A 17,317-nucleotide genomic window follows, 5' to 3' on the forward strand; every position below is an offset into this window, starting at 1 on the left:
CGCAAGCGACTCGCTTGCGTTTTTTTGTCATTTTCGTCACGATGAAGAGTGAGGTGATGAGAATGAAACTAGTAGCAATTGAACCAACACCAAGTCCAAATAACTTGAAAATTATCGTAGAACCTCCATTTGAAGGAAGAGGCACCACGTATGACAAAGCGAATACCGATGCTCCGGTCATCATTCAGGAGATTGTCGCACTTCAAGGGGTGAAATCAGTCTATGCTGTATCTGATTTTATCGCTGTCGAACGTCATCCGAAACATGATTGGCACGACGTGATGAATGAGATTCGTCGAGTTTTTGGGGAACAAGTCGAGGAAGTCGAGACCGCCCAAATGGATACGGACTATGAACCGGTTCACGTTTCTGTTCAGTTTGTACTTGATGTTCCGATGCAATTAAAACTCGTCAAAGGGGACGAGGAAAAGCGAATCGGACTGTCGAAACGATTCGTTGATGCAGCGATGGAAGTTCAAGCACAGGTGAAAAATGTTATCCAAGACCGTCGTTGGGTGGAACAAGCCCCACGTTATGGCCAACTGGATGAAGTCAGTGCCGTCGCTCAAGAAGAGTTGGAGGCTGCGTATCCAAAAGAACGTGTCGAACGCATTGTAGCTCGGGCATTCGGACGCGAGGCTGATTTTGAGACGAACGCGAATCATTTACAATCGGAGAACTGGAAAGATCGGATGGCATTCCTAGATGAACTCGAAATCCATCATGAAAATATGCCATATTTCCGTCGTGCACTAGAAGATTCAGTGATGGCCATCCGTCGACAGGCTGTCGTGATGATCGGGATGTTTGAAGAGCGACGTGAGGAATATGTCACATATATCGAACAAGCCTTAGTAGACGCTTCTCCTATTGTGAGGCGCACAGCTGGGGACACAGTCTCAGACTGGGCGTTACCTCAATCACAGCCATCGATGATTGAGGCGCTAAAAGATAAGAACAAACTTGTCCGTTGGCGTGCGGCTCGATTCTTGTTTGATTGTGGAGATGAACGTGCTGTCCAAGCCCTATCAATTGCCGAAGAAGACCGTGAATTTGAAGTTTCATTACAAGCAAGACTTGCGAAAGAGCGGATCACGAGCGGGGAAACGGCACTCGGAACGGTATGGCAACAAATTTCTAACCGCTCTAAATAACTTGTTTCGTTCGACAAGTGTTGAATCAATTTGATTTACAATTTAAGGTAAAGAGGAGCGTCTGCAGTGCGGATTGCTCCTTTTTTCATAAAATCATATGCACATTTCCCCAATTGCTTAACATTTGATGTAAGCGTTTCGACAATAGGTATAATGTCATTGGTTCACTGTCGAACGATAGGACATATATATCGGTTTAAGATTGGTACACTAGGTTTATCACAGATGAACAAAGGAGCCTTACTTATGATATTGTTTGCAGAAACGCCTGAACTTGTAGCTTATAAGGAAGTAGTAGGAGAAACGATGGTCGTCACGTTTGAATCGATGCACAGTGAGACGTTCTCGATTACGGCTCAAGTCCGGTCTGATCTCGATATCGCAGATTCATTGTTCATGACCGGCTGGCAGCAATACATGGAACAAACTAAAGTTTCGTAAAAAAGGTAAATAATATAAGGAAAATCATTACAAACGTCTGCACTTTGTATACACTAGTGCTATAGACGTTTTTTTATTTTGTTGAGGAGAGTGGGATCCATGAAGAAAACTTGGTTGCTCGCCGTAGTGACGGCAATCTTATTAGTCGTAGTAGGGTGTGGTAAAGAAGAGGCGAAACCGAGTCAAGTGAACAGTGATTCGTCTGAACCACCGGCTCCATTGACGCTCGACACGGAAGTGGCATACGATTCATCTGCAAATACACTGTCGGCAACAATCAAAATGACGAACCCAAATGAAGAAGCCGTGGACGTGACATTCAATACGTCACAGCGCTATCAGTTGATTATCAAGCAAGGTGACAAAATCGTATTTGATTATGGTAGCGAATTTATGTTCACGGAATCGATTATTGAAGAAAAGTGGGCAGCGGATGAACAAAAGATCTTCGATGAGGTCTTACTGTTAGATGAATTAGAGGCTGGTGAATATTCAGTCGAAGTGGTCGGGCTCGCTCAAGTCGACGGGGCTCCGGAAATTGCTGTAACGGATGAGACGAAGTTCACAGTTGAACGATCTGTTTCAGAAAAACCTGAAGAAGATACTTCAGAACCATCTGCATCAGAACCTCAATCAGATGGTGCGTTCCGTGATGTACAAATTGATGTGAATGACACGATGATTCAAGTTAGTGGTTTCACGGACGAGGTAGAGTTCGAGTGGTCTGTATCAGATGGGCATAACCTGTATGCACAAGGAGCAGCTGAAGTCACAGGAGGCGGATTCTCGTTTGGCGTGTTGCTCGACGAAGCGCCAACGGATGATCAACAATTGTTCTTAGAAATGACACCGATTGGTGGAGAAGTCACATCATTTAAAATTCAATAACTTTCTTGACGGAAACGATTGTTTCCGTCTTTCTTTTTTTTAGAGTGCTAGTTGACGGGGTATAAGGATTATCGGACAATAAAGCAAAATGAGAGAATAGTGGGAGGGTCATCCATGCAACAACATATCATTGAATCAACACATGTCAAACCGACCATCGATCCGAAAGAGGAGATTCGACAGCGGATTGACTTCTTGAAAACTTACGTGAGACGAGCTAGTGCGAAAGGACTCGTCCTAGGTATTTCAGGAGGACAAGACTCAAGTTTGGCCGGAAAACTATGTCAACTCGCGATGGAAGAGCTGCGATCGGAAGAGGATGGAAACTATACGTTTTACGCGATAAGATTACCATATGGTGAACAACATGATGAAGGTGATGCGCAACTTGCTCTTGAGTTTATACGCCCGGACAAAGCATTGACCATCAACATCAAACCTGCTGTCGATGCATCACTTGAGGCGTTCCGACAAGCGACTGATCTTGAATTGAGTGATTTCCATAAAGGAAACACGAAGGCGCGAGAACGAATGAAAGCTCAATATGACGTCGCGGCAACTTTCGGTGCCCTCGTCGTTGGTACCGACCATGCAGCAGAGTATGTGACAGGATTTTATACGAAACATGGCGACGGTGCATGTGACCTCACACCTTTGACTGGCTTGAACAAGCGTCAAGGAAAAGCACTTCTCCACGAATTGGAGGCTCACGAACGTGTCATTTATAAAGTACCGACAGCAGACCTTGAAGATGGTCGTCCTGGACTTCCTGACGAAGTGGCGCTTGGTATGACGTATGATCAACTAGATGATTATTTAGAAGGGAAATCCATCGACCCGGAGATTGCCGAACTAATCGAGACGATTTTCAAGCGTTCACGTCACAAGCATCATATGCCTGCCTCTTTGTACGACGAGTGGTGGCAATGAAAATAGGAGAAGCTGTCGCGATGACAGCTTCTCCTTTATTTGTTTCACGCTTTCTTGAAAGGGGCGAACTGAATAATCAGAATGCATGTGAATGCGATGAAACTGAGTAAAGGAATTGTGACGAATCCAAAGTAGTTGACCCAGCGAATCAGGCAGTCGTTCGTACAGAAAGCCTCTCCATTAGGGATGCGTTCTAAAATCACGTGGTATAGGCTAATACACCATCCTGCTCCGGCCATGATTCCGACAAACAAGCGGTTGACATCACGAACGGTCAACATGGTGGTCAGATAGTAGATGGCCAGCGGATACATAAAAATACGCTGGAACCAGCATAATTTACACGGTAAAAAGAGCATAACTTCAGAATAATAAAGGCTGCCGAGTGTCGCGACAGCTGCGAAGATAAAGGCGAAATGACGGCGTTGCATCAGAATTCCTCCTAATACTCAAAATATTGAATAAACATGATATGATACATTGAAACAAATACTTATTCAGTATACAATCTTTCAAACGATAGAGAAACAGGTGACGTGATGCAAGTTTCAGAAGTAGAAGTGTTAATTATTCTTGCAGAAGAATTGAATATGCGTAAAGCGGCAGAGCGATTGTTCGTCTCACAACCGGCTCTCAGTCAGCGGCTCGTGACAATCGAGCATCAATGGGGGAAGAAGATTTTTGTTCGTTCGACCCGAGGGCTCGCATTGACACCAGATGGCGAGAAAATCATCGAGTTTGCCAAAAAGATGTACAGTGAAGAACAGGAACTAAGAGGCGAGCTGACAGCAAACCAAGGAGAAGTATACGGGACATTGAAAATCGCCGTCGCCTCTATCATGGGGCAATATTGGCTACCGAAAGTATTAAAGACGTTTGTGGAACGATATCCGTCCGTTCGAGTGAAGTTGGTCACAGGATGGTCGAGTGAAATGATGCGTTATATGCTTGAAGAAAATTATCATATAGGGATTATACGAGGGAATCCGGACTGGCGGGGCGAGCGTATGAAGTTGTTCTCCGACTCCTTACACTTGGTCGATTTGAAGATGACCGAACTCTCCCAACTGAAAAATAACGAACGCTCGTTCATTCAGTTTAAGAGTGATTCGACTTATTACCAGGAAATATTAGAGTGGTGGCAAGAACGGTTTTCAAGTCCGCCACTCACGACGCTTGTCGTAGATCAGATTGAAACGTGTAAACAGATGGCGTTACATGGAATCGGCTTTGCAATTTTGCCGGAGTCGACCATCAAAGATGTCAATGAGATGAATAAGATCCCATTGACCTCATCAGCTGGGGTGCCGCTTGTTCGAGACACTTGGATGCTCTCGACAGAATCGATGTTAGAGTTGGCGCAAGTTCAAGCATTTTGGAATATTGTTGAAGAAGTAACGAAGGAGACTGAATCATGAATTGGGCAATCGAAGCGAGAAGACAACTACATTTAATTCCAGAGGTCGGGTATGAAGAGTTCAAAACACAAGCGACTCTTGAACAATTGATTCGTTCGCTCGATTCACCACGTGTTCAGATCACGCATTGGCGGACGGGGCTCTTTGTACGTGTAGATGGACTTGTCGGTGAAAAGACGATTGGATATCGGGCTGATATGGATGGGTTACCCATTACGGAAGAGACAGATTTAGAATTTGCATCGATTCATGAAGGGATGATGCATGCGTGCGGTCATGACGTCCATATGTCCATCGCGCTCGGATTGATTAAACGTGCCGTCGAAGTACCGTTTAATCATCATCTCGTCATCTTCTTCCAACCTGCTGAAGAAGGACCGGGGGGAGCGGAACCGATGGCGAAATCTGAGTTGTTCTATCACTTTCGTCCAGATGCGTTATTCGGCTTACATGTCGCTCCTGAATATCCGGTCGGGATGGTAGCTTCAAGACCCGGTGTGCTATTTGCAAGCGCGCGCGAGCTCCATATGACGATTCATGGTAAAGGAGGGCATGGCGCCTTTCCTCATGCTGGGATTGATGCTGTCATCGTTCAAGCTGCGCTCATCATGCAACTGCAAACAATCGTGTCACGGAACATCGACCCGATGGGAAGTGCGGTCGTCAGCATCGGAAAGGTCGCGGCCGGGACGAAAGAGAATATCATTGCTGATACGGCTAAATTGGATGGGACGGTACGAGCATTGTCTGATAAAGAAATGGTCGTGCTCGAGAGTCGGATTCGTCAAGTCATCGCCGGGGTCGAGATGACGTATAACGTTCAAATTGATCTTGAATTCGGGAATCGCTACCATGAGGTCGTCAACGATGAGCGCTATCTCTATCAATTCGAAGAAGCGGTCGAAGAGGTGGGCTATTCGTATAAGACTTGCGTACCAGCCATGACGGGCGAAGATTTCGGATATATGCTGAAGCAAGTCCCGGGCTTCATGGTTTGGTTAGGGGTAAACGACATGGGGTCGGGTCTCCATCAATCGACACTCAATCCGGATGAACGTGCGATAGAAGTTGCCATTGATTTATTTGATCACTACTTCCGTACAGTCATGATTCAATAACTCGGAGCGGTCGCGTTTGTGACCGCTTTTAGTGTGTTCAAATAGGAGTGAAGCTTGGTGGAAAAGGGAAAAGTGAATGAATGTAAAGCGACGATTTTGTGGCGATTGCTCAAATGTGAACATTTTGCGAACTCAAGCATTAGGACATTACAGCGCAATACAAAATCATTATGATGAAAGTATCGAAGGGTATTCATCTGTGATTGTCGCTTCATACATGTTTCGAAGCGATAGAGAGAGATAGGAGGTAATCAATAGATGTTTCAAGATCCTGTCCTGATGAGCCGGGCATTGACGGCACTCACATTAGGGTTTCATGTGATTTTTGCCACACTCGGCGTCGGGGTTCCACTTTTAATCTTATTGGCAGAATTTTTAGGGATTCGTAAAAAAGATCCGAAATACACGCTCATGGCTCGACGATGGTCACGTGGCTATGTCGTGACGGTAGCGGTCGGTGTTGTGACGGGTACGGCAATCGGTCTACAGCTTTCTCTATTATGGCCGAATTTGATGCGCGTCGCGGGTCAAACGATTGCGCTCCCGCTGTTCATGGAGACGTTCGCGTTCTTCTTTGAAGCGATTTTCCTCGGAATTTATTTGTACACGTGGGATCGCTTTAAAAATCCGTGGCACCACATGCTTCTCGGCATTCCGGTAGCGGTAGGTGCATTGTTCTCAGGATTTTTCATCACAACGGTAAACAGTTTTATGAACCAACCTGTAGGGTTTGATATTGTCGACGGTCGTTTGGCGAACGTTAGTCCCCTTGAGGCGATGTTCAGTCCGGCGATGCCGACGAAGATGGCTCATGTGCTGACGTCTGCGATTTTAACATCTGCGTTCATCCTAGCAGCGATCGCAGCCGTACAATTGTTGCGTCAACGTCGTAATCAACTCGACAAGATGTCGATCGAGTACCACAAAAAAGGTCTTCGTTTGACGATGACAGTCGCACTGATTTTTGCGATTGCGACAGCGCTTGTTGGTGATTTCTCAGGTAAATATTTGGCTCAATACCAACCGGATAAATTAGCGGCAGCTGAATGGCACTTTGAAACCTCCTCCGAGGCAGAATTGATTCTCGGTGGTTGGTTAGAAGATGACGGTGAAGGCGGATATGAAGTCCGAGGGGCTTTGAAGATTCCTTATGCACTTTCTATTCTCGCTGGTGGTGTCCCGAACTATGAGGTGACAGGTCTAGATGAATTCGCAAAAGAAGACCAACCGCCGCTCTTTGTTCACTACTTTTTTGATGCGATGGTCGGAATCGGGATGCTTCTCGCGCTCATCTCTTTCCTATTCGTACTAGGGCGCTATATTAAGCGATTGAATCAGTTCAGTAAACCGATGCTCTTTGCGATTGCAGCCGGCGGACCGCTTGCGATGGCAGCGATTGAATTTGGATGGTTCTTCGCTGAGTTTGGTCGCCAACCTTGGGCGCTTTATGAGTTGATGCGCACGAGTGATGCAGCTACGACATCGGCAAATGTCGGTTGGATGCTTGTCGCTTTCGCGATCCTCTACGCGGTACTTGGAACAGTCACAGTATTGGTTCTATCACGCCTGTTCAAAGAGAACCCAGTAGGGAAAGAACTAAAACAATCCGAACATCGTGGTGAAGCGATGTTTGCGGATGAAGTGTGATCGGAGGGTATGACATGCAAATTCAAGAATTAGGGATTGCCGTCTTATGGACGTTCTTGTACGGCTATCTCATCGTCGCATCGATTGACTTCGGTGCAGGATTCTTCGCCTTTTATAGTCGCTATACGAAACGCGACCATCTAGTGAACCGACTCGTCAAGCGGTATTTGTCCCCGACATGGGAAGTTACGAACGTATTTTTTGTCTTCTTCTTTGTCGGAATTGTTGGATTCTTCCCTGACACGGCTTACTATTATGGGACGGCATTACTCGTTCCGGCATCTGTAGTTTTAATCTTGCTTGCGATTCGTGGTAGCTTTTATGCGTTTGCGAACTACGGGTCGAAAGAAAGTACGCTTTATGTATTCCTTTACGGGGCGACCGGGTTACTCATCCCAGCTTCGATGTCGACAGTATTGACGGTCAGTCAAGGTGGTTTTATCACCGAAACGGAAAACGGAGTCATCTTTGACGCGGCGAAGTTGTTTACCAACTTCTACTCGTGGACAGTCGTCATTTTAGCAATTGTCTCGGTCCTATATATTAGCGCCATGTTCCTTTTGTTCTATGCGGACAAAGCACGTGATCGAGATGCGGTCGAACTCGTCAGAAAATGGGCTCTCTTTTGGAGTGTACCGACGATTATTGCTTCAGGGCTTGTCTTCTTCGGCTTGAAATCGCAGGCGGCTTGGCACTATGAAAGTATTCTAGGAGGAAACTGGTGGTGGTTCGCGATGAGCTTCCTCTTCTTCGTCATCGCCGTCTCCTTCGTTTATATGAAACGGAACTACGGTATTGCTTTCCTGATGGTTATGGGACAATTTTTCATGGCTTGGTTCGGATACGGATATTCGCACTTGCCGTATATCTTGTATCCGTACATCGATATCAATGGAAGTGTCGTCAACGAGTCGATGGCGGTGGCGCTCGTCATCGTATTCATCTTAGGATTGCTCCTTCTCGTTCCGGCGCTCTATCTCTTGCTTCGTTTGTTCTTGTTCGACAACGACTACGTACGAGGGAAACGCTCGAGTGGAAAAGCATAATGTCAAAGACGGGATTTCCTTTATTTGAAGGGAATCCCGTTTTGTTTTTTGTATAGAGTTTTGAAGTGGAATCAGTTAAACTGAACGAAGAATCAAGAAGAGAATATGTGTAGGAAAGGGATGTAGCATCATGACAGGTGAATTTGCAGTCATCGGATTAGGACGGTTCGGTGGGTCGATCGTCCGTGAATTGTCTTCAAACGGATACGACGTCCTCGCCATCGATTCCGATGAAGAACGTGTCAACGAGTTTATGGGGTTGGCCACTCATGCCGTTATTGCCGATACGACCGATGAGAACGTATTGAAAAGTTTGGGGATTCGTAACTTTGAACATGTCATTGTCGCAATCGGAGAAAACATTCAAGCTTCGATTTTGACGACGTTAATATTAAAAGAGCTCGGTGTACAAATCATCACGGTGAAAGCGACAAACGATTACCATGAAAAAGTCCTTCGTCGAATTGGGGCAGACAACATCGTCCACCCAGAACGCGATATGGGCGTTCGAATTGCAAATGGATTGATGAGCCAAAGTATTCTCGACTATCTTGAGTTATCGAATGAACACTCGATTGTCGAAATCAAAGCGTCTGATAAGTTGTCGAACAAATCTCTTATTGATTTGGACTTACGGGCGAAATACGGGGTGAACATTGTTGCCGTTCGTCGCGATGATGATGTCCTCATTTCTCCGCAGGCGGATGAAATGATTTTATCAGAAGATATTTTGATCATCATTGGTAAAGATACTGATCTAGATAGACTCGAGCGGACGTTACGTTCGAAATAAAAAAGACCTCTTGAGCGATACCGTGATTGTTGAATCGTTTGATCCAACTCGACGGTTTGACTCAAAAGAGGTCTTTTTTTAGATTAGCTTCATGGTCTTCAAACCGTGTTCGATACCATCTTCGAGGATTGATTTTGTCACAAAATCCGCAACGTCCTTCGCTTCAGAACGAGCATTGCCCATGGCGATACCTGTCCCTACATATTGGAGCATGGCTAGGTCATTCAAAGCATCTCCGAAGGCGTACGTATTTTCAACGCGGTAGCCGTTCGTTTCGATAAAGTGACGGATGCCATCGGCCTTACTTGCCCCTTTATTGATCACGTCCATCGCATGAGGGTGCCAACGAATGAAATCGAACTCCTGATAGGTACCGATATAGTGATGTTCATCTTCTGGCGTACAGTAGAGGAGTGTCTGGTACACATCCTCTTCCACGTGGAAGTTCGGTTCAAATCGAGGAATCGGCATGGCAAGCTCTCCGAGGGATTGATTGACAATGGTATCATTCGGTTTTGAGGCGCCTCCACTGTCCTGTCCTAAATAGACGAGGGTATGGTCATTTGATGTGGCGTGAGTCGTCAAACGGGTTAAGGCGTCTTTTGAGAGCGTGTTACGATACACGATTTCGCCTTGATGCACAACGATTTGACCGTTGTAACATACAAGGCTGTCAATCCCGACGCGTTCCGGGATGTCCGAGAGCATGGCTGGTCCTCGCCCCGTAGCGATAAATGTTTCGACACCGTTTGCCTGCAAAGCTTGAATTGCTGAAATCGTTGAAGGTGGAATATAACTTCCTTCATGTAAGAGCGTTCCGTCAATGTCGAAAAAAACAACTTTTTGGTCTTCCATTTGATTCACCATTCTTTCTCTTTGTCTAAAAATATGTTTTTCGAACCCACTAAAAGGATAACATGAATTAGGGAAACTACCACGAATATCACATCGTTAGTGAAATATTGGCATGATATGAGCTATAATGAAAAAAGAATCTTACGGGCATATTCGAGAATCACTTATGTTTCACATAGATGTATTAATAATTAAAGTAAGGAGAGATTAAATGAAGTTTGTTAAGAACCACCAAACAGCTGTGTTCGCATTAGGCGGACTAGGAGAAATCGGGAAGAACACATACGTTGTTCAATTCCAAGATGAAATCATCGTCATCGATGCGGGAATTATGTTCCCAGAGGATGACTTGCTTGGAATTGACTATGTGATTCCAGATTACTCGTACTTGATTAAAAATAAGGACAAAGTAAAAGGGGTATTTATCACGCACGGTCACGAAGACCATATCGGTGGGATTCCATTTTTACTAAAGCAAGTTCAGTTACCGATTTATGCGACAAAACTCGCCCTCGGTTTGATTAAAGTAAAACTAGAAGAGCACGGATTGTTACGTGAAGCGGAGCTCCATGAAATTGATGAAGATGCAATCGTTAAATTCCGAAAAACGAGCATCTCGTTCTTCCGTACGACTCACTCGATTCCGAACTCACTCGGTGTCGTCGTGAAAACACCACAAGGGAATATCGTCCATACGGGTGACTTCAAGTTTGACTTCACTCCGGTCGGTGAACCAGCAGACCTCGCTAAGATGGCGGAAATCGGAAAAGAAGGTGTGCTCTGTCTTTTATCTGACTCTACCAATGCGGAAGTCGAAGGTTTCACGATGAGTGAAAGTGTTGTCGGAGGTACCATTAGCGAGACGTTCCGTAAGGCAGACGGTCGTATCATCTTTGCAACGTTTGCATCAAACATCTATCGATTACAACAAGTGGTCGATGCGTGTGCCGAGACTGGACGCCATCTGATGATTTTTGGTCGCTCGATGGAAAAAGTCATGACGATCGGGCAAGAGCTCGGTTTCATCAACGTTCCGAAAGGGATGATCATTGAGACGAATCAAATGCGTCATTACGACCCGAATGAGATTGCGATCCTTTGTACCGGCTCACAAGGTGAACCGATGGCCGCGCTCAGTCGCATCGCAAACGGGACACACCGTCAAGTGTCGATTATTCCTGGAGATACGGTCATCTTCTCATCTTCTCCGATTCCTGGTAACGCCATTTCCGTCGGGAAGACGATTGATCAGTTGTATAAAGCAGGGGCGGACGTTGTCTATGGGAAGTTGACGAACATTCATACATCAGGACACGGTTCGCAACAAGAACAGTTGTTGATGATTCGTCTTCTCAATCCAAAATTCTTTATGCCGATTCACGGTGAATATCGGATGTTGAAGAAACATGCGGAACTTGCTGAATCCGTTGGCATCCCGAAAGAGAACAGCTTCGTCATGGATAACGGGGAAGTGCTCGCCGTCGATGCCGATTCGGCTGCTGTCACCGGTAAAATTTCTGCGAACGCTGTTTATATTGATGGAAATGGAATTGGCGACATCGGAAATATCGTATTAAGAGACCGACGCATCTTGTCTGAAGATGGACTCGTTGTCGTCGTCATCAGTATCGACGGCAAGACACGTAAACTCGTGTCAGGACCAGATATCATCTCACGAGGATTTGTCTATATGCGTGAATCAGGTAGCTTGATTCGTGATGGTGAACGTCTGTTGAAGAAAACGGTCGAGCAAGGATTGTCAAATAAGCAGATGAAGTGGTCGGAGATGAAGCAACTTGTGTCTGAGACGCTCACACCATATTTGGCACAAAAGACGCGGAGACACCCGATGGTTCTACCGATTATTATGGAAGTGTGATTTCAACGGGCTGTAGAAAACTACAGCCTGTTTTTTTTCACCGCAATTAAGGAGGGGAAAGTATGGCTAATAAGACTGGGAAAAAGAAGTGGTGGAAGTGGGGGACGGCAATCATTGCGGTCATTTTTCTCATCACGCTCGTATATCATCAAATCAAACCATTACCGGAAGGGGTGTCACGTCAGTCCGAACCGTATATGATTTCGGATGACCAAATCGATTTTCTACATGATCTGACATATCAGGGTGAGGATACAGAAATTGTCGAGCAAGAAATCTTTAATGAAGTGGAACGAGCCATTCGAGAGGCGAAAGATTATATCGTCATGGACTTCTTCTTATTTAATCCTTATTCGAACGAAGATCGGCAATATCCAGATATTACTTCAAGACTCTCTTTCGCGTTGCTTGAACAAATGGAACGCTATCCAGACTTGAAAGTCGTCTTCATCACAGATGAAATTAATACAACATACAACGGTCACGTGTCAGACCATTTCGACGTACTAGAGGAAGCAGGGGCAGAAGTCGTTTACACGAATCTTGACGAACTTCGTGACCCGAATATTTTATACTCCTCGTTTTACCGGATGGCGATTCAATGGTTCGGAAATAGTCAGGACGGTTGGTTACCGAATCCGATGGCCTCATCTGCGCCGGACATTACTGTTCGTGCGTATTTGAGGCTGTTAAACATCAAAGCGAACCACCGGAAGGTCATGGTCACTGAAAATGAAGGGTTCGTGTTATCTGCGAATCCGCATGACGCCAGTGGGTATCATTCAAACGTCGGTGTCCATCTGAAAGGACCGATTTTAAAAGAAATCATTGAAGGCGAGCAAGCGGTTGCGACGTTCTCGAAAGGGGATGCACGACGCTTCCCGGATGACGAGGCGTTGTCTAGCATTGAGAGCGAACCGTCTGAGGCGACAATGAAAATTCGTTATGTCACGGAAGGGAAGATTCAAGAGTCGGTGCTCGACGCGATGAATGGAGCGGACGACGGAGATACCGTTTGGATCGGAATGTTCTACCTGGCTGATCGGAATATCATCCAGGCAATCGAGGACGCCGCGGGACGAGGTGTGACCGTTAATTTGATTCTCGACCCAAACACGAATGCGTTTGGTCGTTCAAAGTCGGGATTACCGAACTTACCGGTGACAGCCGAACTAAATACCGTCAACCCGGAACGAATCGAGATTCGCTGGTATGACGTTGGCAAAGAGCAGTATCACCCGAAAATTCTATATGTCGATGGAGATGAGAAAACGGTCGTGTTAGGCTCTGGGAATTATACGACCCGAAATATGAACGACTATAATTTAGAGGCAGATGTCGAAGTGAAGGGGGAAGGGGATACAGCATTCTTTGATGAAGTGGACGGGTATTTTAATCGTTTGTGGAATAACGAGAACGGGACATATGCGGTAGCATATGACGAAATACAAACAGACATTCCACTCGCTAAGTACGCAATCTATTGGCTTCAAAAAGTCACGTGGACGATGACATATTGAAAAAAACAGCTATCCTCAGTCAAAAGGGGATAGCTGTTTTAACGTTAATTCGTCTCAATGGGATTAAATTCATTCGTGTATTCGTACAAGAATTTCCCCGTCTCTTCCAATAAATCGCTCTTTCGATGGAGCGAGAAGTGGTCATACGGGACGGTTTCGGTTTGAATATTATTCGTATACTCTTCTAGTAGCAGAGAACTGGATTTCTCGATAAGATTAAATTCGCCACCTCGTCCGGAAAATGAGAGTACTTGTACGGAGCGTGGCCATGTCTCAAGTTTTGATTGGAATGCTTGCAACCCATCCGAGTTAGGTGATAAGTCACGGATAGCGGGACTACCTGTATTGATTCCGAAATTACTTGCAGATAGTCCGAAGTTCGCAAGTCGTGTGCCGCCGAACGGACTATCAAACGTGACGAACTTATCCACGATGTAAGTCTCTTGATTCAGGATATAGTTGGCAGCAGCAACACCACCCATACTGTGACCGATAATATACATGCGATCAAACGAACGATTTCTTGTTTTTTTATACGTTTCGATGGCAGCGTTAAACCACTTCGTCTGGTTGTTTAAAGAAGCCTCCGCATCTTCGAATTCGATTCGGACAATAGGGCGATTCGAACTATAATCATAAATTTCACAATCGGCTTTTCCTTTTACAGTAACAGTGCAGAGTGCGCCATCAGTCGCTTGACCACTTTGTTCCATAGCTTGAGAGAAGCGAAGGAAGGTCCGATCTGTACCGAGTAGACCATGCACTGCAAAAGTAGGGATGAATTCATTCGTTTGTGAAGCTTGACGAACCGCCTCAGATTGTCGCTCGTTCGCTAACTCTTGTCGGAATGTGACAATGATGAGCGATAGCGATAGCGAGACAATTAAAAGTCCTAGCAGTCGTGAACGAATCGAGGTCTTTCTCGGATTGCCAACATTTCGACGATATTTACGCCAAATAAAATAGGATAAGATTACCGCCGCAATGAGTACGATGATCGTCACAATCCACGCTTTGATGTTTGGCACGTGGGCGACGAGCTTCAAATTGTTTTGGCGTCCTCCATATACTTGCCACTCAACATGTTTCATAGAACGGAGATCAAGACCGGTCCCGTCCTCGACAAACACGCCGGTCGGCACGTTCAAGTTGAAACGGATATCGGCTTGACGGATATACCGCTCAGCTAACTTTTTAGGAGACCCTGTCAGTTCAACTCCTGGTAAGTCGACTTGATCAAGTCGAAGGTCGAGGTTCGTCTGAAGGGTGTAAGAATCGAACCAGATACCCTCTCGCTGTTCGATGTCGAATCGAATGTCTGGAGGAACCAAAATTCCAGCTGGACCCGTTTTCCACTCTTCTTTAATCTGTTGCAACTCATCCACATTTTTAAATGTCTTCCTCAAAACCATTCCTTCATAGTCGTCGGTACTCGAGTAATCATCCGTTTCATACCCGTTATCCTCAGCCTGTTCTTTCCATGTATCCCAATCGAGCCTGAGATTGAGCAACTTCATGACCGGATGTTCCCGAAAGGCGTATGTCGTTTCGAGAGAAACGGACTGATCGTAGTTTACAGTCGCGTCATAATTAATACGTACACATCCCCCGATTAAAAGAAATAAAAATGGGAATAGTAACAACAGTGCCCTTTTTCTCGAACTAAACATGTTAAATCGGTTCGCCGTAAGTTTCTAACGGGTTCGCTGTATTGATACGGTCATAAAACAAAATTCCGTCCAAATGGTCGAGCTCGTGCTGACAGACGATGGCGCGCATTCCGCGTAAGCGAAGCTTAATCGGCTTCCCGTCTCGGTCGAACCCTTCTAATGTGATTCGACGAAAACGAGGTACATTTCCTTTGACCACGCGGTCTACCGATAAGCAGCCTTCCCCACCATTTAAAAATGTTTGTTCGACGGAATGGCTCGTAATTTTAGGGTTGAAGATGGAGAGTTTGAATGTCTCTTCCTCTTCTTGAAGCAGTATCGTGAAGAAACGACGGTTCACGCCGAGTTGTGGAGCAGCGATTCCGACACCGCCCCGCAGCTCATATTTTTCGCTCATTTCTGGATCTTGACTATTGACGAGGAACGTCTCCATCTCGTCGAGTAATGCCAAATCTTCTTCTTTTGGCGGAATCGGTACTTCAGTTGAGCGAGCGCGAAGCCGTTCATCTCCCTCGCGAATCACATCTTTCATTGTTAACATAAACAACTTCCTTTCTATCAAACGTATACGTTTGATTATATCATATTTAAACAGGAAGTAATGTGGATGGTACAGAAGGTGAAATGAAAATAATACAGCGGTAAAAAAGACGTAATAACCCTTCAATGTAAGCGGTTTATTTTAGTGAGCATATTTTTTGCGTTATTGTAACAACCCGTTTTATACTAACAAGGAAACGGCAGGATAGAATAACTTTCCTGAATCACGTTAATACAGATTGCTTTTTTGGACAGATACACGTAAGATTTGAGATAGTGTTTGATCACAAAAAAGACAATTGTCTCATAGTTGAAAGGATGAGGTGAAACGAATGAACAACGTTCAGGTACTTCAAAACGTGGAAGAAAATTTCCAAACGTTCCGTATTCTCGACGAGAAGGGTGAGGTCGTCAACCAAGACGCAATGCCTGACTTAACGGACGAGCAACTTCAGGAGCTCATGCGCCGCATGGTCTATACTCGAATCTGGGACCAACGCGCCATCTCACTTAACCGTCAAGGACGCCTAGGATTCTACGCGCCAGTGGCAGGTCAAGAAGCGACGATGATCGGGACGCAATATGCGCTCGACAAAGAGGACTGGATTCTTCCAGGATACCGTGATATTCCACAACTCGTATTCCACGGACTTCCGCTCTATCAAGCATTCTTGTTCTCACGTGGACACGTGGCAGGAAACCGCATCCCTGAAGGTGTCAACGTATTGATGCCACAAATCATCATCGGTGCACAAATCGTTCAAACTGCGGGTGTGGCAATGGGTCTCAAACGCAACGGCAACAAAAATGTCGCCATTACTTACACCGGTGACGGCGGGTCATCACAAGGTGACTTCTACGAAGGATTGAACTTTGCAGGTGCATTCAAATCACCAGCAATCTTTGTCGTTCAAAACAACCGCTTCGCTATTTCGACGCCAGTTGAGAAGCAGACGGCAGCTAAGACGATCGCGCAAAAAGCTGTTGCAGCTGGAATCAACGGAATCCAAGTAGACGGAATGGACATTCTTGCAGTGCTTGCAGCGACACAACAAGCTCGTGTAGACGCACTCGAAGGAACACCTACACTCATCGAGTCACTCACATACCGTTACGGACCACATACGCTTGCTGGGGATGACCCAACACGTTACCGTACAAAAGAACTCGATACTGAGTATCAAGAAAAAGATCCGCTTGTTCGTTTCCGTCTCTTCCTTGAGAACAAGAAGCTTTGGAACGAGGATATGGAGAACGAAGTGATCGAGCAAGCGAAGGCAGATGTGAAAGAAGCAATCAGCCAAGCTGACAAAGAACCAAAACAAAAAGTTTCGGACTTCATCAACAACATGTATGAAGAACTTCCTTCAAACTTGAAAGAACAGCTTGAAGAATATACTGCAAAGGAGTCGAAGTAA

At 45.5% G+C, this 17,317-nt stretch carries 16 protein-coding genes; 12 read left to right on the forward strand and 4 right to left on the reverse strand.

The features are described 5' to 3' along the window. Positions 1-62: 62 nt before the first annotated feature. The 4 genes from KNO95_RS01750 to nadE all read left to right on the forward strand — a co-directional run bounded on the left by KNO95_RS01750 (position 63) and on the right by nadE (position 3,413). The gene (locus KNO95_RS01750; RefSeq protein WP_214702315.1) at positions 63-1,154 is read left to right on the forward strand and encodes a virulence factor; all 1,092 of its coding nucleotides are present in this window, start codon (positions 63-65) and stop codon (positions 1,152-1,154) included. A gap of 246 nt (positions 1,155-1,400) precedes the next feature. Next, positions 1,401-1,595, forward strand: a complete 195-nt coding sequence (locus KNO95_RS01755) for a hypothetical protein (protein ID WP_015881244.1) — start codon at positions 1,401-1,403, stop codon at positions 1,593-1,595. A gap of 99 nt (positions 1,596-1,694) precedes the next feature. After that, positions 1,695-2,483 carry a BsuPI-related putative proteinase inhibitor gene (locus tag KNO95_RS01760; protein WP_214878198.1) on the forward strand — a complete coding sequence of 263 codons (789 nt, stop codon included), beginning with the start codon at positions 1,695-1,697 and terminating at the stop codon, positions 2,481-2,483. Between the two features lie 114 nt (positions 2,484-2,597). Next, a complete protein-coding gene (gene nadE / locus KNO95_RS01765) occupies positions 2,598-3,413 on the forward strand; it encodes an ammonia-dependent NAD(+) synthetase (protein WP_214878199.1) in 816 nt (271 codons plus the stop codon). Between the two features lie 44 nt (positions 3,414-3,457). Here nadE and KNO95_RS01770 read toward each other — a convergent pair whose 3' ends face one another. Then, positions 3,458-3,844, reverse strand: coding sequence for a disulfide bond formation protein B (locus KNO95_RS01770; RefSeq protein ID WP_214702309.1), 387 nt, complete (start codon positions 3,842-3,844; stop codon positions 3,458-3,460). A 108-nt stretch (positions 3,845-3,952) separates the two neighbouring features. Between KNO95_RS01770 and KNO95_RS01775 the strand changes: the two genes are divergently transcribed. The 5 genes from KNO95_RS01775 to KNO95_RS01795 all read left to right on the forward strand — a co-directional run bounded on the left by KNO95_RS01775 (position 3,953) and on the right by KNO95_RS01795 (position 9,435). Continuing rightward, positions 3,953-4,831, forward strand: a complete 879-nt coding sequence (locus KNO95_RS01775; RefSeq protein WP_026826380.1) for a transcriptional regulator CcpC — start codon at positions 3,953-3,955, stop codon at positions 4,829-4,831. Next, positions 4,828-5,949, forward strand: coding sequence for an N-acetyldiaminopimelate deacetylase (locus KNO95_RS01780; protein WP_026826379.1), 1,122 nt, complete (start codon positions 4,828-4,830; stop codon positions 5,947-5,949). Before KNO95_RS01775 ends, KNO95_RS01780 begins: the two co-directional genes overlap by 4 nt. A 258-nt stretch (positions 5,950-6,207) precedes the next feature. Next, positions 6,208-7,596, forward strand: a complete 1,389-nt coding sequence (locus tag KNO95_RS01785) for a cytochrome ubiquinol oxidase subunit I (RefSeq protein ID WP_214702307.1) — start codon at positions 6,208-6,210, stop codon at positions 7,594-7,596. A gap of 14 nt (positions 7,597-7,610) precedes the next feature. Beyond that, complete coding sequence (locus KNO95_RS01790) at positions 7,611-8,642, forward strand: cytochrome d ubiquinol oxidase subunit II (RefSeq protein WP_026826377.1); 1,032 nt, start codon at positions 7,611-7,613, stop codon at positions 8,640-8,642. Between the two features lie 130 nt (positions 8,643-8,772). Next, positions 8,773-9,435, forward strand: a complete 663-nt coding sequence (locus KNO95_RS01795; protein ID WP_026826376.1) for a potassium channel family protein — start codon at positions 8,773-8,775, stop codon at positions 9,433-9,435. Between the two features lie 78 nt (positions 9,436-9,513). Here the strand turns inward: KNO95_RS01795 and KNO95_RS01800 are convergent, their stop codons facing one another. Continuing rightward, the gene (locus tag KNO95_RS01800) at positions 9,514-10,302 is read right to left on the reverse strand and encodes a Cof-type HAD-IIB family hydrolase (protein ID WP_200868284.1); all 789 of its coding nucleotides are present in this window, start codon (positions 10,300-10,302) and stop codon (positions 9,514-9,516) included. Positions 10,303-10,501: 199 nt separating this feature from the next. Here KNO95_RS01800 and rnjA point away from each other — a divergent pair, with 199 nt between their 5' ends. Together rnjA and KNO95_RS01810 are read left to right on the forward strand one after the other, a co-directional pair. Beyond that, a complete protein-coding gene (gene rnjA, locus KNO95_RS01805; protein WP_026826374.1) occupies positions 10,502-12,169 on the forward strand; it encodes a ribonuclease J1 in 1,668 nt (555 codons plus the stop codon). A 62-nt stretch (positions 12,170-12,231) separates the two neighbouring features. Further along, complete coding sequence (locus KNO95_RS01810) at positions 12,232-13,689, forward strand: phospholipase D family protein (RefSeq protein ID WP_214878200.1); 1,458 nt, start codon at positions 12,232-12,234, stop codon at positions 13,687-13,689. Positions 13,690-13,733: 44 nt separating this feature from the next. On the opposite strand, the gene KNO95_RS01815 is transcribed toward KNO95_RS01810, so the two are convergent. Both KNO95_RS01815 and def read right to left on the reverse strand, forming a co-directional pair. Beyond that, positions 13,734-15,359, reverse strand: a complete 1,626-nt coding sequence (locus KNO95_RS01815) for an alpha/beta hydrolase (RefSeq protein ID WP_214878201.1) — start codon at positions 15,357-15,359, stop codon at positions 13,734-13,736. Position 15,360: 1 nt separating this feature from the next. Continuing rightward, positions 15,361-15,900, reverse strand: a complete 540-nt coding sequence (gene def / locus KNO95_RS01820; RefSeq protein ID WP_026826371.1) for a peptide deformylase — start codon at positions 15,898-15,900, stop codon at positions 15,361-15,363. A gap of 331 nt (positions 15,901-16,231) precedes the next feature. On the opposite strand from def, the gene pdhA reads away from it, so the two are divergent. Beyond that, positions 16,232-17,317 carry a pyruvate dehydrogenase (acetyl-transferring) E1 component subunit alpha gene (pdhA, locus tag KNO95_RS01825; RefSeq protein WP_026826370.1) on the forward strand — a complete coding sequence of 362 codons (1,086 nt, stop codon included), beginning with the start codon at positions 16,232-16,234 and terminating at the stop codon, positions 17,315-17,317.

Source organism: Exiguobacterium sp. ERU653 (assembly GCF_018617775.1).
Taxonomy (GTDB): domain Bacteria; phylum Bacillota; class Bacilli; order Exiguobacteriales; family Exiguobacteriaceae; genus Exiguobacterium; species Exiguobacterium marinum.

Coding starts and splice junctions, on each gene's coding strand:
- KNO95_RS01800 (WP_200868284.1), bottom strand. CDS start 10,302: ATGGTGAATCAAATGGAAGACCAAAAAGTTGTTTTTTTCGACATTGAC.
- KNO95_RS01815 (WP_214878201.1), bottom strand. CDS start 15,359: ATGTTTAGTTCGAGAAAAAGGGCACTGTTGTTACTATTCCCATTTTTA.
- nadE (WP_214878199.1), top strand. CDS start 2,598: ATGCAACAACATATCATTGAATCAACACATGTCAAACCGACCATCGAT.
- KNO95_RS01770 (WP_214702309.1), bottom strand. CDS start 3,844: ATGCAACGCCGTCATTTCGCCTTTATCTTCGCAGCTGTCGCGACACTC.
- KNO95_RS01755 (WP_015881244.1), top strand. CDS start 1,401: ATGATATTGTTTGCAGAAACGCCTGAACTTGTAGCTTATAAGGAAGTA.
- pdhA (WP_026826370.1), top strand. CDS start 16,232: ATGAACAACGTTCAGGTACTTCAAAACGTGGAAGAAAATTTCCAAACG.
- rnjA (WP_026826374.1), top strand. CDS start 10,502: ATGAAGTTTGTTAAGAACCACCAAACAGCTGTGTTCGCATTAGGCGGA.
- KNO95_RS01750 (WP_214702315.1), top strand. CDS start 63: ATGAAACTAGTAGCAATTGAACCAACACCAAGTCCAAATAACTTGAAA.
- KNO95_RS01790 (WP_026826377.1), top strand. CDS start 7,611: ATGCAAATTCAAGAATTAGGGATTGCCGTCTTATGGACGTTCTTGTAC.
- KNO95_RS01780 (WP_026826379.1), top strand. CDS start 4,828: ATGAATTGGGCAATCGAAGCGAGAAGACAACTACATTTAATTCCAGAG.
- KNO95_RS01785 (WP_214702307.1), top strand. CDS start 6,208: ATGTTTCAAGATCCTGTCCTGATGAGCCGGGCATTGACGGCACTCACA.
- KNO95_RS01775 (WP_026826380.1), top strand. CDS start 3,953: ATGCAAGTTTCAGAAGTAGAAGTGTTAATTATTCTTGCAGAAGAATTG.
- KNO95_RS01760 (WP_214878198.1), top strand. CDS start 1,695: ATGAAGAAAACTTGGTTGCTCGCCGTAGTGACGGCAATCTTATTAGTC.
- def (WP_026826371.1), bottom strand. CDS start 15,900: ATGTTAACAATGAAAGATGTGATTCGCGAGGGAGATGAACGGCTTCGC.
- KNO95_RS01795 (WP_026826376.1), top strand. CDS start 8,773: ATGACAGGTGAATTTGCAGTCATCGGATTAGGACGGTTCGGTGGGTCG.
- KNO95_RS01810 (WP_214878200.1), top strand. CDS start 12,232: ATGGCTAATAAGACTGGGAAAAAGAAGTGGTGGAAGTGGGGGACGGCA.